We start from the raw sequence: 20,391 nt of genomic DNA, 5'->3' as shown, positions 1-20,391 counted from the left end.
GAAAATTGAAAATTATTCTATCCTACGCTGCCTTCCAGCGAGATCGTTAGTAATTTCTGAGCCTCGACGGCGAACTCCATCGGTAACTTATTCATTACCTCACGGGCATATCCATTCACGATCAAACCGACAGCCTCTTCTACCGAGATACCCCGTTGCTGGCAGTAGAACAATTGCTCCTCGCTGATCTTACTCGTCGTAGCCTCATGCTCCACGATCGCCGTCTCATTCTGAATATCAGCGTAAGGGAACGTATGAGCTCCACAAGTAGAGCTTAGTAACAAACTATCGCATTGGCTATGGTTACGGGCGCCTTCCGCACGGGCGGACACCTTTACCAATCCCCGATAGCTATTCTGGCTATGACCGGCAGAGATACCCTTGGATACGATCGTACTTTTCGTATTCTTACCCAGATGGATCATCTTCGTACCCGTATCGGCCTGTTGGTAATTATTGGTCACGGCAACCGAGTAAAACTCACCTACCGAGTTATCACCCGCCAAGATACAGCTCGGATATTTCCAAGTGATCGCCGAACCGGTCTCTACTTGCGTCCAAGAGATCTTGCTACCCTCACCTTTGCACAAACCTCGTTTCGTCACGAAGTTATAGATACCGCCTTTACCTTCCTTATCACCCGGATACCAGTTCTGTACGGTAGAATACTTCACCTCAGCACGCTCGTTCGCCACGATCTCCACGATAGCGGCATGCAATTGGTTCTCGTCACGCATCGGCGCCGTACATCCTTCCAGATAACTTACATACGCCTCATCGTCAGCGACAATCAAGGTACGCTCGAACTGTCCGGTATTAGCGGCATTGATACGGAAATACGTACTCAGCTCCATCGGGCAACGTACGCCCTTCGGTATATAAACAAACGAACCGTCCGAGAACACGGCCGAATTCAAGGCGGCGAAGAAATTATCACGATAACCAACCACGCTGCCCAAATACTTCTGCACCAAGTCAGGATGATGTTGTACAGCCTCGCTGAACGAACAGAAAATAATCCCCTTCTCCGCAAGATTCTCCTTGAAAGTAGTCTTCACTGAAACACTATCCATCACGGCGTCTACCGCCATTCCGCTTAAATGCTTCTGTTCTTCCAAAGGAATACCCAGTTTATCGAATGTTTTCAACAACTCAGGATCTACCTCATCCAAGCTCTTTGGTCCCTCTTTTTTCTTAGGGGCGGCATAATAGATAATGTCCTGATAATCGATCGGCGGGATATTCAAGTGAGGCCATGTAGGCATCTCCAACGTCTGCCAATGGCGAAAAGCCTTCAAACGGAACTCGAGTAACCATTCCGGCTCGTTCTTCTTGGCAGAGATAATACGGACCGTCTCCTCGTCTAATCCACGATGGATCACCTCCGTATCAATATCGGTAACGAAGCCATATTTATAATCTCCGCTCGTTACCTCATTAATTATATGATTTGAATCCTGCATAATTAAAAATTAACCATTGATAAAAGCCCTTCATTCTCCTAATGAAAACAAATTATGTGGGAAAATTGTTGGTACTATTTGCTTCACGCTATAATAAAAACGAGATTCTATCTTTGATTGGCGATGAATCAAGACCGATCCACGATCCACGAACTCCAGCGCGTTCAACAGCAAACTGGTAAAGACCAAAACGACCAGCAACCCGAAAAAACCACCAAACAAATGGTTGATAACGCTCAACGGTGTCGCCCCTACCACCTTGGTAACCAGTTCACCCGCTAGGATAAATACCCCCATAATCAAGATAAAACCCGCTATATAACTCAAGATCGTAACCCCTTCTTCCGGAAACCAACCCAACGCCAAGATATATCCTTTCAGCCAAGCCGCCGCTTTTCCGCAGAAAAAGATCGCAATCACTAGGGCTATAAGCGAAACAACCTGTTTGATGATTCCATCAAACAGGCCTTTCACAAATCCTATCCCTGCCAGACATAGCAATGTAATGTCCAACCAGTTCATCGTTATAACGTCTTCTTAATTTCTGTCTCTTCGTAAGCCTCGATCATATCGCCCACTTGGATATCGTTGAAGTTCGTAATATTCAAACCGCAATCCAAGCCAGCCACGACCTCTTTCGCATCGTCCTTGAAACGTTTCAAAGAGCCTAGCTCGCCGGCATAGATAACGATACCGTCACGTATCAAGCGGATCTTGTTCGTACGTTTGATCTTGCCTTCCTTAACCATACATCCGGCAACCGTACCGACCTTGGTGATCTTGAATACCTGCTGAACTTCCACATAAGCGGTAATCTCCTCCTTGATCTCCGGAGAAAGCATGCCTTCCATAGCGCTCTTCACCTCCTCGATCGCATCATAGATGATAGAGTACAAACGGATCTCTACACCTTCCTTCTCGGCGTTTCTACGTGCTTGCAAAGACGGACGAACTTGGAATCCGATAATGATAGCGTTCGAAGCCGCTGCCAAAACCACATCCGACTCGGAAATCTGGCCAACCGCCTTATGAATTACATTCACCTGAATCTCCTCGGTAGACAAACGGATCAAGGAGTCGGACAAAGCCTCTACGGAGCCATCCACATCACCCTTCACGATCACGTTCAACTCTTGGAAGTTACCCACGGCGATACGACGTCCGATATCATCCAAGGTAAGCATCTTCTGCGTACGAAGACCTAACTCACGCTGCAATTGCTCACGACGGTTAGCGATCTCACGCGCCTCTTGCTCAGTCTCCAATACATTAAATGTATCACCGGCCTGAGGAGCACCGTTCAGACCGAGGATCAATACCGGCTCGGAAGGACCAGCCTTCTCCACCCGTTGATTACGCTCGTTGAACATCGCTTTGATACGTCCTTGATGAGTTCCCGCCAAAACGATATCTCCCATCTTCAACGTACCGTTCTCCACCAATATGGTAGATACATAGCCACGTCCCTTGTCCAAAGAAGACTCGATGATAGAACCAACCGCACGTTTTTTCGGATTCGCTTTCAAATCCAACAGGTCGGCCTCCAACAGTACCTTCTCCAACAACTCCTCGACACCGATACCTTTCTTAGCGGAGATCTCTTGACTCTGGTACTTACCCCCCCAGTCTTCCACCAAGTAATTCATATTCGCCAACTCCTCCTTGATCTTCTCAGGATTAGCATGTGGCTTATCGATTTTATTAATAGCGAAAACAATAGGAACACCGGCAGCCGAAGCGTGATTAATCGCCTCGATCGTCTGAGGCATCACGTTATCATCAGCGGCCACGATAATAATAGCGATATCCGTCACCTTCGCGCCACGGGCACGCATAGCGGTAAACGCCTCGTGACCCGGAGTATCCAAGAACGTGATACGGCGGCCATTCTGCAACTTCACGTTGTAGGCTCCGATATGCTGCGTGATACCACCAGCCTCACCGGCGATTACGTTCGCGCTACGGATATTATCCAATAAAGAAGTCTTACCATGGTCAACGTGTCCCATCACCGTTACGATAGGCGGACGGGCTACCCAATCCTCCTCGTTATCATCTTCCTCATCAGCGTTGATCGCCTCGACAACATCCGCGCTTACATATTCAGTCTTATAACCGAACTCCTCAGCCACGATATTGATCGTCTCCGCATCCAGGCGCTGATTGATCGAAACCATAAGGCCGATGCTCATGCAAGTACCGATAACCTCCGTTACAGATACGTCCATCATGTTCGCCAAGTCGTTGGCCGTAACGAACTCGGTCAGCTTCAATACCTTGCTTTCCAGTTCTTCCTGTTCCATCAACTCGTGCTCACGTTTCACAGCGGCGTCACGTTTATCACGACGGTATTTAGCCCCCTTATTATTCTTATTATTCTTGTTGGTCAAGCGAGCCAAAGTCTCCTTGATCTGCTTTTGAACATCCTCTTCGCTAACTTCCGCTTTCACCGGCTTCTTCAAGCGAGGCTTACGGTCGTTATTCGGACGATCGTCACGATTCGGGCGCGGATAATTCGTACCCGGCGTATTATTCACGTCTACTCGATCTTTCTTGATACGTTTACGCTTCTTCTTAGCGTCACCTTCCTCACCCGGTTTGGTGGGAGCGTTCGGTTTAATCAAAGTAGGCGAATTCGGACTCTTATGAGGAGCGCCCGGACCGTTGCTATTATTACCCGGCCGATTGTTATTAAACTTTTGCTTCTCATCACGCTCTTTCCGCTTCTCCTCCTTCGTTTTCTTCTTCGGACGAGTCGATTGGTTAAGCGCATCCAAGTCAATCTTACCGGTTACCTTGATCTTTGATTCCAATTTAACCGAGTTCAAACGGAAAAGATTATCGTCTTTTTCCTCGGTCTTCTCTACTTCCTGTTCCGGTTTCACACTTTCCACCTTAGGTTCCGCAACAACCGGTTGCTTCTCTACGGTTTTTTCTTTTTCCACTTCCACTACTATAACTTTTTCTTCTTTTTTCTCCGTGGGAGCCTGCGCAGGCTGCGCGGGTTTAACAGGAGCTTGAGCAGCGGGAGCGGCAGGCGCTTCCTTCACTTTCGGCTCTTCCTTTACCTTAGGCTCTTCTTTCACCTTCGGCTCCTCTTTAGCCTTCGGCTCTTCCTGCTGTTTTTTATGTTGTCCACCATCCAAATCGATATGACCCTTCATTACGATCTTAGGCCTGAATTCTTCCGGTATCACTGTCTTTATTTCCGCAGTCTTCTCTTCTTTCACAGAAGGAGCCTCTTTCTGCGCACGATCCGCCGCAAAATTACGATCTTTCTCAGGCAGATCCTTTCCAAACTCTTTTACGAGCAAAGCATACTGTTCATCACTGATCCTCGTGTTGGGATTATCCTCAACCGAGAACCCATTCCGGTGCAGGAACTCAACCACCGTGTTGATTCCCACGTTCAATTTTCTCTGTACTTGAATTAATTTTATAGGCATATCTAACTTTGTCGTAATACTTATTCGTTACCTTCATCTTCAAATTCCGCGGATAAGATAGCTAAAAGATCGTCCACGGTCTGCTCTTCCAGATCGGCACGTTCAATAATCTCATTGCGGTTCATAGCAAGGACGCTCTTCGCCGTATAGCATCCTATATTCTTCAGTGCGTCGATCACCCAGCTGTCGATCTCGTCGGAGAACTCATCCAAGTAGATATCCTCCTCGTCCGCTCCTTCGATATCACGGAATACGTCAATCGTATACTCAGTCAACATACAAGCCAACTTAATATTCAGACCACCCTTACCGATCGCTAAAGAAACCTCCTCCGGACGTAGATAAACCTCAGCTTTCTTTTCTTCCTCATTTACACGGATAGAAGAGATCTTAGCCGGGCTTAAAGCACGCTGGATAAACAAAGAGAGATTTGAGGTGTAATTAATCACATCAATGTTCTCGTTTCTCAACTCGCGAACGATTCCGTGAATACGAGAGCCTTTCATACCTACGCAAGCACCCACCGGGTCAATACGGTCATCGTATGACTCGACAGCCACTTTGGCACGCTCTCCCGGGATACGGGCGATCGCCTTGATCGTAATCAAGCCGTCATTAATCTCCGGAACCTCCAACTCGAACAACCGCTGCAAGAAGACCTTATCCGTACGGGAAAGAAGGATCTTCGGGTTGTTATTATAGTTATCCACACGTTGAACGATCGCACGTACGGTCTCTCCCTTACGATAGAAATCGGTCGGGATTTGCTCGGATTTCGGCAGTAGCAACTCATTACCATCGTCATCCAGCAACAGGATTTCTTTCTTCCACACCTGATAAACCTCAGCGGCGATGATGTGGCCGATTTTATCCTTATACTTAGCGTACAAGCTGTCTTTCTGCAATTCAAGTATCTTTGAAGCCAAAGTCTGGCGCAAGTTTAAGATCGCACGACGTCCGAAGTCCGCGAAATGCACCTCGTCGGTCACTTCCTCGCCCACCTCACAGTCGGCGTCGATTTTACGGGCCTCCGTCAACGTAAGCTGCAAGTTCTCATCCTCCAATTCATCATCAGCCACAACCGTACGGTTTCTCCAGATCTCGAAATCACCTTTCTCAGGATTGATAATCACGTCATAGTTCTCATCCGTGCCAAACATCTTGGCGATCACGTTGCGGAACGAATCTTCCAAAACGCTAATCATCGTATCTTTATCGATATTCTTCAACTCCTTGAACTCCGCAAGGGTGTCAATCATACTGATTGTTTCCTCTTTCTTGGCCATAATCTTACTTGAATCTTATTAAGTATTTTGTATATTTTATTTCATCAAATGTATACGACTCATCCTCTATCACGGTTACCTTCCGCTTAGCGCCCTCCGGTTTCACCTTCTTCTCGACAGAGACAACCACACCGTTCTCGTCGGCAGATTTCAACACACCTGTCAGCTTCGAGCCGTTTTTCAACAGCATCTCCACCTCGTTTCCGATGTTCTTGACGTATTGGCGAAGTACCTTAAAAGGAGAAGTAATGCCGGCGGAGCCAACCTCCAGCTCATAGTCCTCGACGTCACGATCCAGATGCTCCTCCAAATACCGGCTCAACTCAGCGCAATCATCAATGCTTACCGCTTCATCGTTATCAATTTCAACGACTATCAGGTTCCCCGGTTTAATCACTACGTCTACTAAATAATTGCTTGAAGAGGCTAGTTTTTCCTCTACTAATTGGCTTACCACTTTCTTTTCTATCATACACATATCTGTTAAGAACAAAAGAAGGGGACTACCCGCCCCCTCCTCAACTTCACTTAATCGCCCGCAAATATACAAAAAATCAATGAGTTCTCAAAATATCCTCATCTTTTTGCAGAAAAAATTAATACGACACAAACCGGATTACGATCGATAGTAATCAGAATTAATATCTATAGAAATCCGATTTACTATTGATAGTAATATTTATTAACACTTTTATGCCTATCTTTGCTGCCGAATACGAAGGGGTGCTCGCGGAATCCTTCACGAAAGGAGCGGGCTGAGATCATACCCATAGAACCTGTACAGGTAATGCTGTCGTAGGGATTCATGCTTCTCCCATCCTTTCTATTCATCTATTTAGTTTTAAAGCAAAAAGATGAAAAGATGAAAAATGTATTGGTTATCTTGGCCGGCTCCTTACTGGCTACAACCGCCAAGGCACAAATGCCCAGTCCGGTCGACTCCTTGAAAATCTCAAAAGACGTATCTTTAGATGAAGTGGTTATTACCGCTACCAAAGTCGGGAAAGAGACCCCGGTAGCTTATAGCGACATCTCCAAACAAGAACTAAGCAGCCGGAACAACGGGCAAGGTATCCCATTCCTTATCTCCCAATCCCCGTCTGTTATCATGACCTCGGATGCCGGAACGGGTATCGGTTACTCCGGTTTTCGTATCCGGGGTACAGATGCGAACCGTATCAATATCACGATCAATGGCGTACCGGTTAATGACTCCGAGTCTCATACCGTATTCTGGGCTAATATGGCCGATATAGCTTCCTCGGTAGAATCGATCCAGATCCAACGAGGCGCCGGAACCTCTACGAACGGAGCTGCGGCTTTTGGCGCTACGGTCGCCATGCAGACCGAGAAACCGTCCTTAAAGCCTTACGGCGAATATTCCGTATCAGCAGGTTCTTTCGGTACGCTGAAACATACGGTAAAAGGCGGCACCGGATTACTTTACGATCATTTCGCTTTCGACGCCCGCTACTCCAATATCCGTAGCGACGGCTTTATCGATCGTGCCTCCGCCCGTATGAGTTCTTACTATGCCTCCGCCGCTTTCTATGCCGATAATACATTGATTAAATTCCAAGCCTTCGGGAACAGCGAGAAGACCTATCAAGCATGGAACGGTGTTCCGTCTTATTTACTTGACACAGATCGTAGCTATAATCCATGCGGAGAATATGAGGAAGATGGAGTGAAGAAGTTTTATAACAATCAGACGGATAATTATTGGCAACACAACTACCATTTAATGGCCAGCCAGCGTATCGGAGATTTCTGGAATATGAACCTGACCCTTCATTACACCGATGGTAACGGATATTACGAGGATTATAAATCGAAAGCCAAATTCAGCAGTTATAAACTACCGGAATATATCGATCCGGAGGGTAATACCGTAAAAAAGACGGACCTTGTGCGCCGTAAATGGCTCGACAATTATTTCTATGGAGCCGTTTATAGCGCAAACTATCAACGTGACAATACCCGCCTTACGCTGGGAACCGCCGTCAACAACTATGTAGGCGATCATTTTGGCCGGGTAATGTGGACCAAAAGCGCAAACGTCTTGCCACAACCGGATTACGAATATTATCGCAATACCGGTAAGAAATTAGACTACAACGCATACGCTAAATTGACTCAACGTCTTTCCCCTCTTTTCACCGGCTATCTGGACTTACAATACCGTGGGATCCATTACACCATTAAGGGAAACGATGACAAAGCCGGGGAAGGACTGGACATTCGTAAGAACTGGAACTTCTTCAACCCGAAAGCCGGAATAAACTTCCATAACAATGGCCATAACGCCTTCGTCTCTTTCTCCGTCGCTAACCGGGAACCGAACCGTGACAATTTCACGGAGGCAGGCCCCGAGGAACGTCCTACCCACGAGACCTTATATGATTACGAGGCCGGTTATAGTTTTGGTAACGACCGTTTCCGGTTTGGAGCCAATCTCTATTTCATGGATTACAACAACCAATTGATCCTAACCGGCAAGATCAGCGAGATCGGCGAGGCCCTCACTTCCAATATAAAGGATAGTTACCGAATGGGTATCGAGCTTACCGGAGGTGTACAAATCACCTCTTGGCTGAATTGGAGCGCGAACGTAACCCTCAGCCAAAATAAAATCAAGCATTTCGTGGAATACGTGGATAATTGGGATACCGGAGGACAAGAGATCAATGATCTAGGCACAACGAATATAGCTTTCTCACCCAATCTAATAGCGAACAGCATGTTCGATTTCGTTTACAAAGGGTTTATCGCGAGTTTCAACTCACAAATAGTAGGCCGCCAATACATAGACAATTCAAGCAGCAAGGATCGTTCCATCGATCCCTACTTTATCAATAGCCTACGTATCGGTTACGCCTTCCAGCCTAAGTTCATGAAAGAAATAACCCTAGACGTGACTATCAACAACCTCTTCAACGAGAAGTACGAGACCAACGCATGGGTATACTCGTATATCGAAAACGGCACACGTAAAAAGGATGACGGTTATTTCACCCAAGCCGGCACGAACGCCATGGCCAGGATCACCTTCAAATTCTAACTTAATTTTCAATTATCAATTATCAATTACTAAAATGGTTTGGCTAGAATACTTCGGAGTAATAACCGGTCTGCTCTATCTCTTTCTAGAGATTAAACAACATAAGGGCATGTGGGTGGTGGGATTCCTCACCTCCCTCGTGTATGTCTTTGTCTTCCTGTCCGCTAAGATTTATGCGGACATGGGATTGCAAACCTATTACGTAGGAATCAGCATATACGGTTTCTATCAATGGACCCGGAAGAAACATGAGATACACACGGAAAACGACAGTCTTCCCTCCGACCGTATCCTATACACCCATCTGAGCCTTCCGCTTTTCGTGGGGATTATCGGAACATTGGCCGTTGTATTCGCCATCTTATGGTATCTCCTTCATCAATTCACGGACTCTCCCATCCCCGTAGGCGATGCGTTCACCACGTCGGTAGGCATTGTCGCTACTTGGATGCTGGCAAGGCGAATTATCGAGCATTGGATTTTTTGGGTAATCGTAAACCTCGTTTCCGTATATCTTTATTACCTTCGGGGCTTGTATCCGACGATGCTACTCTATTTTTGCTATGCGACACTAGCCATTGTGGGCTATTACAATTGGCGGAAGAAAGGGGAAGAGTTTTAATTTATAATTTATGAATTATGGGAGATAATACGGAAGTGAAGGAAAGAGGATGTGTGATCGTAGCGAATGGGAGATTTCCTTCCGCTGAGTTACCCTTGAGATTATTAAAGGAAGCGAAAACGATTATCGCTTGTGATGGAGCCGTAAAGACACTTTATGAAAAGGGTATTCATCCGGACGCTATCGTAGGAGACTTGGACAGTATACCCGCCGACCTGCGCAAACGCTACGCAGACCAAATCCACCATGTAGAGGACCAAGAGATCAACGACCTCTCCAAATCCATCCGCTTCGCCCATGCCCAAGGCTATCGAGAAGTTCTCATATTAGGAGCTACCGGATTGCGTGAGGATCATACATTGGGAAATATATCCCTTCTTATGGAGTATGCCCCCTTATTCAAGCGGGTGGAGATGTTATCCGACTATGGTCTTTTCACACCTATCTTAGAAACAACGACTTTCGCTTCTTATCCGGGGCAACAAATCTCCATTTTCGTTCTTTATCCCGAAGGGGAGATTAGTACAGAAGGACTCCGCTGGCCCATTTGCCAACGAAAGCTCACCTCATGGTGGCAAGGAACTCTCAACGAGGCTTTAGGAAATCAATTTACCGTCACCCTCTCCCCAGATTGCCGGGTGATCATTTACAGGGAAGCTCCCCATACAAAAAAATAGTCCTGAAAAGTATCACTACTTTTCAGGACCGTTACACCCCTCAACTTTACATGCTTAAATAAGAAGCGTTCGCTTCCTTATCAAGCAGATAATTTTTTTAACTCATTCTCTTTCCATTCGGAAAAACCTTCTACCCTATCCCTTATCTGGAACTGTAGCTTATCGTCGGCAACCAACTTCAGCACAGCCGTAGGAGAAAGGGGCAAATACATATCATTCACGGCGAAAAAAGCTTTCAGTAAAACCACGTCATAGTCATCGTGGATTACTTCTTTCTTTAATACAACCGAAACCTCCATCTGAGTCAGATAGTAGGCTGAACGTTCGTATGCGCACCAAGCATCTCCTTCCAGATACAGATAGACATTGTTTGGATTATCTACCTCATGAGGCAGAACCAACTCTACTACATCTGATGCTTGTTCCATATAAAAGAAATTATTATTAATATTTGTCTTCATGACATTTACAAATTAAGTGCCTTCTACCCTATACATAGGGAGGAATAGCTATCATTTTACAGCGTTGAAACTATCAAATACCGCATTATCCTCTATTTTCTTGCGCAATTCCTCTAAATTTATCGCCGCGGCCTTTACTCCCATATCCTGAGCCTGCTTCAATAGAGATTCCGCTTCCGTCAAATCACCGGTCAACATACTTAACACTCCTTTCGCATGAACCGCCTCCGGGGCGTTCCCCGCTTTCGCCAAATAGTTCTTAGCGGAAGCATAATCACCCTTGCCCATAGCGATATTCGCGGCGTTAAGATTCGCTACCGGATCATTCGGAAACATACGGACAGCGATATCAAATACATTATTATATTCGTCACTACCGATCTCATAGCTGTTAGCCACCGCGAACATCTCCCCTAAACTTAGCTGTTGCGGACGAGTCTTGATAATCTCACGCCCCTCATCCACCGTAAACTCACGTACCGTATAATCAATCTTATATTCCGAGCGACGTAACGAAGGGAAAATATCTTTCAGCACATAACGGAAAGCGGCGCCACCACCCAAGGCACGTAACTTAGCCTCCTTGCGATCCGGATCATCCGAGCTATCGATAATCGCCAATACCTCGCTACGATTCGGCACATTCGGATCGGCCTCTACCTTTTCCTTAAAACCGACCCAATCTTCCGGTTCCGAGCTCATCGTGAAGAAATCAGCCTTGAAGTCATTCTTCTGGCGGATATAGTCACGTAACGCTTTGACACGATTATCCGCCAATTTCTTATTACTAGCGTAAGAGCCTTCCGGTGAGGCATATCCTTTCAGTACGATACCTGTCGGTTTCACGTTCTTATCCTCTGTAACGGTACGGATCGTATTATTGATCTTCGCCAACTCCACCGCATTATTACGGAAATCAGGAAGAATCTGATATTTACCCACTTGGAAGTCCAAGAAAGCCGTACCGACTTCCGCACGATGCTTCTCCGTCTCTGCCATCGGCGTGATATAAGAGAATGTAGGCTGAACCTCATAGCGCTTATCCGGACGACGACGAATCTTGTCCGCGATCAATAACGGACTACCGGCCTCTTCCTTACCGCAACCGCATAGATTCGGGTCTAACACGACACGTGCGTCTTTCATCCAATCCTCAAAAGGCACGGCGGTTTTATAACTTACCACTTGATCTTCCTTCCCGGCTTTCAAGATAGTATAATGAGGTACGTCGTTCAAATTATCCAAGGCGACCTCACGGTTATATACTTTCTGGCGGATACGTCCGTTCACCAAAATAGAAGGAAGCCCCTCTTTTTGCGAAGCCGATTCCAAGACGGGGGTCAGTTCCAAATAGCTACGGGATTTCACCGCATCGCTACTTACCGTCACCACGGCATCGATATATACCGAGTCACCCTTCTGTACCACGTCGTTACAAATCACTTTAACCCCATCCGAGGCAGTCTGTCCCATGATTGCCGGAGACACGACGGCCATCATAGCCGCCATCATATATGCATTTATCTTCTTGTTCATCGCTTGGGTCATTTAATAAAGTAAATAATAGAAATAGCGGCTTTCGTAACCCCGAAATAATCTTTCGTATCGCTTTTCAATACGGTTCCGCAAGTGGCACAAGGATATTTATCATAATCCAGATGCGCCCAACCAATACCCAACACGGCTTCCATGCTCCACCGATCGCTTAACAACCAGTGATAACCATAAGAGAGTCCGGCGCCATACAAATTACCTTGATAACGGTGATTCTCCATATTCTTGCTCAAGAACTTTAGGCCTCCAACATTGTAATCCGCATAATGCGCATGCAAGCCGAAGAAATGTCCATTAAACTTCTCACACAACCAATAACGAGCTTCTGGTTGTACCAGCCAATGTTTCATACGAGCCTCATCACCAAACTTCCATCCATTATAGTTGCCGGATAGATCCAGCGACCACTTTTTCGCCAAGCCAACCTCTACACCCAAGTTGATCGTAGCAGTCGCATCATAGAGTAAGTTCGACTTCACCGCGAACTTCTGGCCGTAAACGCCTGTCGTAGCTACCAAGAGCAGGACTAGGAAAAGAATTCTCTTCATATCGAATATTTTTTCGTTTTTATTATACATACGTGAATGCCTTCACTTCGACGAGCTCGCATTCAACTGTTTAAGTAATAATTTACCGGGCTTAAACTTCACGCTTTTACGAGCTCTTATCATATAAGCCACCCCATTCTTAGGATTTCTGCCGATCCGTTCGGTTTGTTCCCAAGCGGAGAGCGTTCCAAAGCCCAATAGCATCAAAGAACCATCACTTTCCAAAGCCTCTGTCGTAGTCTCTTCCCAAGCTTGAACAAAGCGCATCGCCTCCGCTTGCGTAACCGACAATTTATCAGCCAATGTTTTCACGAGTTCTCTCCTATTCATCCCTTTCACTTTTAATTTGCATCACAAAAATAGATTATAACATTTCTTAGCACGATAGGTGTGAGTTTCAACTTTAAAGGGTAAACCTACCAACTATCCTTGATTGATAAGAACACCTATTCATTTCAAAGAAGGAGATAGGAACACCGACACTTTATAAAGACAGCAAGGGGCAGACTTGTGTAAGCCTGCCCCTTATCAGTCATACCATATCATCCACATCTAACACTTAATCTCTTCCTTGCGAATGAGGTTTTCCAGATCGTTTATCTCCTCCAAGGAAAGCCCCGTACATTGAGCGATCACAGAAGGCTCCAAGCCGATCCTCTTTAAGTTCCAAGCGGTACGTAAAGCGGTCAATCGGCTACCTCTCGCCTCACCCCTTGCCTCACCTCTCGCCTCAGCATTCTCCACCGCATACTCCATCGTAGCCTTCCAATCCCGGTAGATCTTCAGGTTCTCGTCGTAGATGGCACGCTCCTGCGGGGTGAGGGCACCCAAGTTCGCCACGTCCAGCAAACGGCGGAAGTGAGCCTCTTTCTCCTTTAAGGGAGACATATCAAACAGGTTCATATTCTTCAGTACATAAATTGTTTTTTCTAACGGAGTAACGCACTCCTCGTAACGCAAATCGAATCATTCGAAAGAGATATAGATCTGTTTCAGCCGGATCCGCCCAAAAGTCTTACCTGTTTGCTCGTTTGCCAGAACCACGTCCGTTCGCCATGAAGGGAACTCGGGAAGGCTGAAGTTCAACAGGTAGATTCCATATACCGGGAGCAGGTCGTATTTCCACTCCGGGCCCTTCTCTCCTTGACGGGAGATCATACGACAAATATAGTAAAAACCGCGGTTGAAGAAGTAATTCTGAGGGCAATTCTGCATTTCTACGATGAATTTAGCACCGTCCGTATCCTCGCAAAGTAGGTCGAAGATCACGGTACGACCGTCCGACAACTCCGGGGAGATCTCCTTGTCCATGTAATTGAGGTCGGCCACCTCACGCTCGTCGTACAAGGCGGCGTTGATGAAATCCATCATCACTTGCTTGTCTCCAAAGACGGCCTTGAAGCCGCTATCCAACATGATATTCACGTAATGTTCCATAGTTTGTATGGGTTTTGATTGATTAATACTTGAAAACGTATCTATGCCGTAAAGGTAAGGACTATTTTCCGAATAAAAAATCTCGTCTAGATAAAATAAGCCATTCATATCACTTTAGTATCAAAGATCAACCTGTTAGCCAAACGAACATTATCTGATCCTTTTGATCAATATAAGACGCATATCGTGGCATTCCCTTTTAATGAAAGCCACGTAATAAAGGCGTGGAGCGCCGCTTTATTCATGTTTTAGGATAAAAAAGGACGGTTTTCAACGCACATTAGGAGGCAAAAGCCTACACATACGGTGGCGTTGGGCAACACCTACCGTGCCGTTGGGCATCGTAAGCGGTCGCTAATAGGGTTATAAGCGGTTGCGAATGGGCATTCTTGTACCGTTACACCCCAGTCGTAAGCCTGTTTTTCCCCTTTTCACCCTACTTGATATGAATTACGATGAACTAATTTAGCTAGAATGAATGGGCGTTTTTCAGCATCTACGTATATGCTAAGCAATTACTGTTTTTTTCTTGCGTATTTGGAGGCAAGCCGTAGGTCGGGACGGAAAAAGGGATTCTCCGGGAGTTAAGAATACAAAGTGTCAGATTGATTTCTGTTAAATAGAGAGAGACGCAGCATGCTGCGTCTCTACAACTAGATATATCAATTTATTTTTCACTCCTCACACAACGAACAAACATGCCGTTATTCGTATTTAATGTTCCGACATTAATAGGAACATTGGTATTCAGAGAATACCAAAAATCTATAAAAAGCATATTCGTATCAGCATTAGAGTCACCAGATCCAGACCAATAAAAAGCCCCATATCGATGGGCTGTATTATAGAGAAGTCGACCTCCACCCAAATACCCAATACCAATCTCATCAATCCCTGTATCCTCTGCAGCACTCCCATGCTCAGTCATAACAGCCTTTCCATAAGAGAAGAACAAATTGACAGGTTCTCCAGTAGAACGAACCATTAATGTCCCTTTAGCCGGATTGCAATCTATAGTTTCATCTATAACCGCATTGCCTTCTGAATCCCACTGCCAACCAAAAGGAGTATTCTCAACCGGACAACTATCATCATACACATATCCTCCATATGTAAATAATGTATTTTTCTCCGTAGCACTCTTAATAGCACTGTAATGGCTAGCCGCAGGAACTTTATAACCACTCGGACATGGACCTTGTCCATACTCCCATTTGTATTTTTCATTGCGCATGTCCTCCGATGTTTTTTCTTTCCAATTCAAATGCTTATTACCATAAGTCACATCCCATGGTGTATAATAGGAATCTGAAGCCCCTCCTTGATAAAAATATCCAGATTGGGTCGGAGCGTTGGTGATAGAGCCTTTTGTCGTACAATTGAATAAAGACCAAGTTGCCCCACCATCCAACAATTGCGTATCCGCATAACCTTGACGCAAATAAATCATATGCTCGCAACGGTTATTATGATAGGTTACCTTGATAGCGCCATAACGATTGGTGGAAGAACTTCCTGTGCTCGAATTCGGTTTATAATTAAAAACAATATCACCTCCAGTACCTGTAACAGACTTCGATGTTCCGACGACAGACTGTCCGTCATCTGTAGATAGCGTAAACCAATCCCCAGCGGTAATAGTAGCTGTCCAAGGGCCAATAGAATTCAATATCTCATACTTTCTCTTCTCCTTATTAAATTCTCGCACCTTAACTTTGACAAGCTCCCTGTTGTCCCATTTCTTATAGAAAGCTATCGGATCGACCAAACGGATAACTTGATTGACAGTTACAGTTTTAGAGATTGATTTTCCGTCCTTCCCTGTAGCCGTAATCGTCACGGTATTAGTTATGTGATCCTTACTACTAATATTCGTTTTCTTCGTGATAACTCGAATCGTATTCGTATTTTTATCATACGCACCAATCTGGAAATCCTCACGATTTGAACCTTCCACACTCCATGTACAATTATCAAACCAACCATGGTCTGTCGGCAACTTCACTTGGATATCACTTATAGAGCCTATCCGATACCCGATATAAATATCATCCACCGTAAAATCCCAGTTAAAATCTTTCGTCACACGCCAAGAAGCCTCGTCAACCCCGCCCTTACCGGTAAGATTAAGCGTCACGTTATAGTGGGCGTTTCGCTCTACCGCAAAATTGGTAAAAGCGTCATCTCCTAAGAAAAAGCGATAAACAATCTTCCCACTAGCACCCATTTCTGAATACTCCGCTTCCACACGAATATAAGAACAAGTCTTATCCGCTTCCACAGTGGCAACATCCTTTATTGGGGTGTTACCTAAACTGGCCGGGGTTTTATATGCCTCTACATACTTTCCGTCTTTCAGTAAGCAGACACCATCCGGTTGCTTATTCTCATACATAAAGAAAACACTGTTATCTTTCATTGAACTAACATTCTCTACCGGATTGGAAAATTCGATCATATCAGCCTCCGTTATATAATCTGAAGGTGACGGATTTGCCGGGATTAAGTTGTTCATAAACAATTTACCAGTAGCCGGTACTTGATGCAAAGATACTTTTAGGGGCTTGATCGTACGATCTTTCAATCCAGAAGTATTCACAGATACGGATATCATAGCGTAAATACGCTTTAACGAAAGGATGGCAAAACCTTTTCCTCCGCTAACTGATACATCATCAGCGGATGCGCTCATTACCATCTTTGGCAAATTATCTAACGTTCCATACGATAGATTATCTATCTTATCGAACGGCTCCGCACTCAAATCAGATTCTGCGTTCGCAATTACTCGTACACGATAAGAACCATTCTGTAAAGCTATATCGTAATTAACCGCCTTATTCTCTTCGTTATTATTTACGGTAAGGCCATTCAAGGCTGCACCGGTCAAATACAATCCTTTAACTAAGCGATTATTATCCTTATTATACACAAGGATATTCAAATCGCTAATAGCATTAGCATCAGTAGCTGAGGCTTTCGTGAGCGGAGAGATCACGTCGCTAGCGGAAACGCTCAAGGACAGTCGTAATCCATCAACATTCTGCTCTCCTCCATTCACTTCCGTCTCTTCCATGCAGGAACCTAGTCCTAGCATTAACAGGCCCAAGAACAAGGCATATATATTTTTTATCGCTTTCATAATATTCTATTTACTGTTTAATTAAAGTTTGCGCTAACATCTTTCCCAACCCAAGGAGCTACCCATATATTAAACTCACCTGTTGATTGTTTCAACATTCCTGTCACATGATAATAGTTACCGTGGATCAAACCGTCCGTGCATTCATCCGCTTTATATTCAGGGTTGATTGGGATGGAGTATTGATAGTCCGTACTCTCTCCGGTAGAAGTTATATCTATTTTAGATACGGTTCCACCCATTTCCAATTCTTCCGTATTGATAATAAACTTAGTGTTTGAACCTTCTCCCCAGCCCCCATCTTCATCCCATGTGGGATGAAAACCTGTAGACTTCAACTTATAAGTTGCTATTTCCTTTTTATCACCCTTAACGTATTCCCCAACTATCTTCACAGACAAGGCTTTTGTTAGATCACTGACCTTGTCTCTTTCATACGTGTAAAAAGATAAATTGACCTTAGTATCTGCCATTCCTCCTAGGATAGATCCATCTCTCAAACCAATCGCATCATTCAATTGATTTGTGGGGATAATCAGTTTCGATTGTGTATTCACATTCAATACTTGAACACTTATCAAATTAAACAACCATGTTGGAGTTGTAGTAGTTATCGCCATTGTAATAGGGTTTCCCGAAGAAAAACTTTCTATATGCGCATATTTATTACTAGTATTAGGTTGATTAGCACAGTCTTTATCCGCAGAGTTATTCCATGCCCGCGCTAACGCCTTAGCACCAGCTGGAACTTTTTCTCCCGATCCTGTTGCCTTCAATGCACCAGACTGATCCACATATACAATAACAGGTTTATTTTTGTTAGATGCGCTACTCATTCTTTTAGATAACTTATTGATAATGTCATCCATAGAATAACCATCCAACGTCCACTTACTCGTAGTCGTAGAGCCTTCCATCTTCGGCAACTCCACATCCAAGTCCAACTCTACTTTCGCCGCCAATTGCTTCAAATGGACATCCTTGCCGCCAGAAATCACACCGCTAGTAGCGGTAAATTTCATATCCTGCTCGCCTGCCTTTATCAAGGTTTTCGGATCGAATGTATAATAACCCTCTCCACCCAACGTACCAGTATAAGTTACCGTCTCGGCACTTAACCCATTATAATCCATTTCCGCATAAGACGCAACCTTGTCCTCCAATGGATTCACGATAGCTACCACCTTCAGTTCCGTGTTAAGCGGTAAGGTTAAACCGGTCAATTTAAAAGAGCCGGAACTTTGTGTCCCGACAAAACTGCCATCACCTAAGGTTCCAGTCTTAGAAATCAAGTATTTCCACTCGTTATCCACCTTCTTGAAGATGGAGACGAAAATATTGTTTATGTTAAGCTCATCCGCCGTAGCGTACTGATAAGTACCACCGGCATTTATCGCTTTCGTCTCCACGCCCTCAGTAGAGAAAGAGATCGAAACCGTACCTGTTTCCATCGGTCGCTCATCTATCAGCTTCTCTTCCGTACATGCGGTAAAGGCCAAGAGCGCCAAAAATCCTGTCAATACTATATCTTTTAACTGCTTCATGTTATGTTTATTTTACCCTGTTTACTTAACTGGTTCTCCAAAAATATCACCGACACTCAAGGTATTCGGTATCCAATCTTCAATTACAAAATCAATATCCTCGCTGGCATTACCTATTGTCACAGATAACTTATAGAGATTCCCCCCAACAACCTTCACCGCATCTCCCGGCTTTGTCTTGATCGGATAGGTACGATCCATTACCGCACCATCGACCTTATAGGTTATTTTCATGGAAGTCTGACGATCCACATCCGTATTATCATAGCCATAAAAACGGATCTTATCGTAAGTACCGTAAATGTCTTTCTTCGGATCACTCTGGTTCACATCGGTTGGCTTCAGAATATTATCATCTACTCCGGAAAAAGAGCTACCATACTCACCTACCACTTTAGCGCTTAGCTTAATGTTCAGCATCTGTACGGAAACGACCTCTACATTCGGTACTACCGGATACTCACCATCCACCTTTTCTTTACTCGTGTCTACCACCTTGAAGGAAGCCAGTTCAAACGCCGCAACTCTCTGCGATACGGGAATTGTTATTTTGTTACAATTCACGTCATCGTGAGTAGCCAATTGAGTAGTTGTTTTATAAGATCCAATGGGTTGTTCTCCTACTTTTACTAGAAAATTAGGTTCTGCCAACTCTACATCTCGAATACCCGCTATGGTTGTACAAGCCAATAACTTATCGGCAGTCGTCTGTGTCAGGTTCGCCACCGCATAAGCCGTAAGTGCCGGCTTATCACTTGGCACTTTCACGATCATGTGGCGCTTGATATCCGTAGTAAAGGACTCGCTACTCGTCTGCAAATCGCTTGTTGCGTACCAATAAGAAGACAATACATTGTCATCTTTAATAATAGCTACAAAACAATTACTGATAGAAGATTCCGTAGAAGTAACATCATTGGGATTTTCCGTTATTTCACCAGCCTTGGTCATAGAGCTATTGCCGGAAAGAGAGAAGGCAAAAACGGCCTCGGTGTTTGCGATATTCGTCCCAACGCCTCCCATATCCACGTTATTCAAAATATCGTCTTCCATGGAGCAGGACACTCCGATGCAAAGGAAGCATAACAATGCTAGTATATTCTTTATTTTCATAATGGATTGAATTTTTCTCTTGTTTTTACGCTAGCAA

Annotated in this window: 15 protein-coding genes, 1 pseudogene and 1 riboswitch; of the genes and pseudogenes, 3 read left to right on the top strand and 13 right to left on the bottom strand. The window is 44.8% G+C overall.

Annotated elements, in window-relative coordinates:
* Positions 1 to 17: 17 nt before the first annotated feature.
* The 5 genes from sufB to rimP are packed head-to-tail and all read right to left on the bottom strand — an operon-like array spanning position 18 to position 6,667.
* Complete coding sequence (gene sufB, locus DW205_RS10785; RefSeq protein WP_005859390.1) at positions 18 to 1,463, bottom strand: Fe-S cluster assembly protein SufB; 1,446 nt, start codon at positions 1,461 to 1,463, stop codon at positions 18 to 20.
* Positions 1,464 to 1,493: 30 nt separating this feature from the next.
* Positions 1,494 to 1,985: a CvpA family protein gene (locus DW205_RS10780; protein WP_005859392.1), complete on the bottom strand. Its 492-nt coding sequence runs from the start codon at positions 1,983 to 1,985 to the stop codon at positions 1,494 to 1,496.
* A gap of 2 nt (positions 1,986 to 1,987) precedes the next feature.
* Positions 1,988 to 4,909: a translation initiation factor IF-2 gene (gene infB, locus DW205_RS10775; protein ID WP_008777887.1), complete on the bottom strand. Its 2,922-nt coding sequence runs from the start codon at positions 4,907 to 4,909 to the stop codon at positions 1,988 to 1,990.
* A 20-nt stretch (positions 4,910 to 4,929) separates the two neighbouring features.
* On the bottom strand, positions 4,930 to 6,195 hold the full coding sequence (gene nusA, locus DW205_RS10770) for a transcription termination factor NusA (RefSeq protein WP_005867586.1): 1,266 nt from the start codon (positions 6,193 to 6,195) through the stop codon (positions 4,930 to 4,932).
* Positions 6,196 to 6,199: 4 nt separating this feature from the next.
* Complete coding sequence (gene rimP / locus DW205_RS10765) at positions 6,200 to 6,667, bottom strand: ribosome assembly cofactor RimP (RefSeq protein WP_005867585.1); 468 nt, start codon at positions 6,665 to 6,667, stop codon at positions 6,200 to 6,202.
* Positions 6,668 to 6,904: 237 nt separating this feature from the next.
* Positions 6,905 to 7,015, top strand: a riboswitch (TPP riboswitch).
* Positions 7,016 to 7,057: 42 nt separating this feature from the next.
* On the opposite strand from rimP, the gene DW205_RS10760 reads away from it, so the two are divergent.
* Genes DW205_RS10760 through DW205_RS10750 form a run of 3 tightly spaced genes read left to right on the top strand, consistent with a single transcriptional unit; the run spans position 7,058 to position 10,555 of the window.
* Entirely contained in the window at positions 7,058 to 9,256 is a 2,199-nt protein-coding gene (locus tag DW205_RS10760) for a TonB-dependent receptor (protein WP_005867583.1), read from the top strand.
* Positions 9,257 to 9,290: 34 nt separating this feature from the next.
* Positions 9,291 to 9,878, top strand: coding sequence for a nicotinamide riboside transporter PnuC (gene pnuC / locus DW205_RS10755; RefSeq protein WP_008777886.1), 588 nt, complete (start codon positions 9,291 to 9,293; stop codon positions 9,876 to 9,878).
* A 17-nt stretch (positions 9,879 to 9,895) separates the two neighbouring features.
* Positions 9,896 to 10,555, top strand: a complete 660-nt coding sequence (locus DW205_RS10750) for a thiamine diphosphokinase (RefSeq protein ID WP_005867578.1) — start codon at positions 9,896 to 9,898, stop codon at positions 10,553 to 10,555.
* Between the two features lie 80 nt (positions 10,556 to 10,635).
* Here DW205_RS10750 and DW205_RS10745 read toward each other — a convergent pair whose 3' ends face one another.
* The 8 genes and pseudogenes from DW205_RS10745 to DW205_RS10710 all read right to left on the bottom strand — a co-directional run bounded on the left by DW205_RS10745 (position 10,636) and on the right by DW205_RS10710 (position 20,354).
* Positions 10,636 to 11,016: a hypothetical protein gene (locus DW205_RS10745; RefSeq protein ID WP_005867576.1), complete on the bottom strand. Its 381-nt coding sequence runs from the start codon at positions 11,014 to 11,016 to the stop codon at positions 10,636 to 10,638.
* A gap of 51 nt (positions 11,017 to 11,067) precedes the next feature.
* Positions 11,068 to 12,552 (bottom strand): DUF3868 domain-containing protein, encoded by a 1,485-nt coding sequence (locus tag DW205_RS10740; protein WP_005867573.1) that lies wholly within the window; start codon positions 12,550 to 12,552, stop codon positions 11,068 to 11,070.
* Between the two features lie 8 nt (positions 12,553 to 12,560).
* A complete protein-coding gene (locus tag DW205_RS10735) occupies positions 12,561 to 13,118 on the bottom strand; it encodes a DUF3575 domain-containing protein (protein ID WP_005867572.1) in 558 nt (185 codons plus the stop codon).
* Between the two features lie 42 nt (positions 13,119 to 13,160).
* On the bottom strand, positions 13,161 to 13,448 hold the full coding sequence (locus tag DW205_RS10730; protein ID WP_005867570.1) for an HU family DNA-binding protein: 288 nt from the start codon (positions 13,446 to 13,448) through the stop codon (positions 13,161 to 13,163).
* A gap of 222 nt (positions 13,449 to 13,670) precedes the next feature.
* Positions 13,671 to 14,555 (bottom strand): annotated as a pseudogene (locus tag DW205_RS10725) (Rpn family recombination-promoting nuclease/putative transposase).
* A 667-nt stretch (positions 14,556 to 15,222) separates the two neighbouring features.
* Positions 15,223 to 17,697: a DUF4906 domain-containing protein gene (locus tag DW205_RS10720; RefSeq protein WP_057326196.1), complete on the bottom strand. Its 2,475-nt coding sequence runs from the start codon at positions 17,695 to 17,697 to the stop codon at positions 15,223 to 15,225.
* 17 nt (positions 17,698 to 17,714) lie between these two features.
* Positions 17,715 to 19,241, bottom strand: a complete 1,527-nt coding sequence (locus tag DW205_RS10715) for a hypothetical protein (RefSeq protein ID WP_005867566.1) — start codon at positions 19,239 to 19,241, stop codon at positions 17,715 to 17,717.
* Positions 19,242 to 19,262: 21 nt separating this feature from the next.
* On the bottom strand, positions 19,263 to 20,354 hold the full coding sequence (locus DW205_RS10710; protein ID WP_005867565.1) for a hypothetical protein: 1,092 nt from the start codon (positions 20,352 to 20,354) through the stop codon (positions 19,263 to 19,265).
* Positions 20,355 to 20,391 lie beyond the last annotated feature (37 nt).

This window comes from Parabacteroides sp. AM17-47, from assembly GCF_003434625.1.
GTDB classification, from domain to species: domain Bacteria; phylum Bacteroidota; class Bacteroidia; order Bacteroidales; family Tannerellaceae; genus Parabacteroides; species Parabacteroides distasonis.
This window is presented reverse-complemented; position numbering and strand designations above follow the sequence as displayed.

Bases quoted from the DNA above. Each gene is read 5' to 3' on its own strand.
- sufB (WP_005859390.1), bottom strand. From the start codon at position 1,463: ATGCAGGATTCAAATCATATAATTAATGAGGTAACGAGCGGAGATTAT.
- DW205_RS10780 (WP_005859392.1), bottom strand. From the start codon at position 1,985: ATGAACTGGTTGGACATTACATTGCTATGTCTGGCAGGGATAGGATTT.
- infB (WP_008777887.1), bottom strand. From the start codon at position 4,909: ATGCCTATAAAATTAATTCAAGTACAGAGAAAATTGAACGTGGGAATC.
- nusA (WP_005867586.1), bottom strand. From the start codon at position 6,195: ATGGCCAAGAAAGAGGAAACAATCAGTATGATTGACACCCTTGCGGAG.
- rimP (WP_005867585.1), bottom strand. From the start codon at position 6,667: ATGATAGAAAAGAAAGTGGTAAGCCAATTAGTAGAGGAAAAACTAGCC.
- DW205_RS10760 (WP_005867583.1), top strand. From the start codon at position 7,058: ATGAAAAATGTATTGGTTATCTTGGCCGGCTCCTTACTGGCTACAACC.
- pnuC (WP_008777886.1), top strand. From the start codon at position 9,291: ATGGTTTGGCTAGAATACTTCGGAGTAATAACCGGTCTGCTCTATCTC.
- DW205_RS10750 (WP_005867578.1), top strand. From the start codon at position 9,896: ATGGGAGATAATACGGAAGTGAAGGAAAGAGGATGTGTGATCGTAGCG.
- DW205_RS10745 (WP_005867576.1), bottom strand. From the start codon at position 11,016: ATGAAGACAAATATTAATAATAATTTCTTTTATATGGAACAAGCATCA.
- DW205_RS10740 (WP_005867573.1), bottom strand. From the start codon at position 12,552: ATGAACAAGAAGATAAATGCATATATGATGGCGGCTATGATGGCCGTC.
- DW205_RS10735 (WP_005867572.1), bottom strand. From the start codon at position 13,118: ATGAAGAGAATTCTTTTCCTAGTCCTGCTCTTGGTAGCTACGACAGGC.
- DW205_RS10730 (WP_005867570.1), bottom strand. From the start codon at position 13,448: ATGAATAGGAGAGAACTCGTGAAAACATTGGCTGATAAATTGTCGGTT.
- DW205_RS10720 (WP_057326196.1), bottom strand. From the start codon at position 17,697: ATGAAAGCGATAAAAAATATATATGCCTTGTTCTTGGGCCTGTTAATG.
- DW205_RS10715 (WP_005867566.1), bottom strand. From the start codon at position 19,241: ATGAAGCAGTTAAAAGATATAGTATTGACAGGATTTTTGGCGCTCTTG.
- DW205_RS10710 (WP_005867565.1), bottom strand. From the start codon at position 20,354: ATGAAAATAAAGAATATACTAGCATTGTTATGCTTCCTTTGCATCGGA.